We start from the raw sequence: 435 nt of genomic DNA, 5'->3' as shown, positions 1-435 counted from the left end.
TCCGAGCACCCGGACGACCGTCGCCTGCAACGCTGGCTACAGCGCCTGGGGCGCAAGGGGGCGGCCGTGCGACTGGCCAACCGCAACCTGCGGATCGCCTGGGTACTGTTGCGCAGCGAGCAGACCTACCAGCGCAAGCCGAACGCTTGCCAGGAGATTGAGATGAGTCACTGATCCAACGAGTTCCCGCCACCGGGGCGCCAAGCCGCTCCAACCCCTGCTGAAGAACATTGACCCCTGGTCAGACCGTCGCGGATTGATGCCTACGCTCCTACTGGCCTTCGAGGCCTCTTTGTAATCGGCATTCCGCGGGCTTACCCAATGTTGGCCAGAAGCCCGACGTGGCTTCCTCGAACAGGCCTAATACATAGATGCAATCGGGTTCCTCTGTTCAAAAGCGGGTTGACGGTGGGGGTGAGTCCATACATAGGAGCG

At 61.8% G+C, this 435-nt stretch carries 1 pseudogene; it reads left to right on the top strand.

Annotated features, from left to right (window positions below):
• Positions 1–174 (top strand): annotated as a pseudogene (locus tag DK254_RS00580) (IS110 family transposase); the annotation flags it as partial.
• Between the last annotated feature and the right edge of the window lie 261 nt (positions 175–435).

This window comes from Pseudomonas sp. RW407 (assembly GCF_003176655.1).
In the GTDB taxonomy this organism is placed as follows: Bacteria; Pseudomonadota; Gammaproteobacteria; order Pseudomonadales; family Pseudomonadaceae; genus Pseudomonas; species Pseudomonas delhiensis.
The sequence above is the reverse complement of the archived record's forward strand: the minus strand, read 5'-3'. Positions and strand labels throughout refer to the sequence as shown.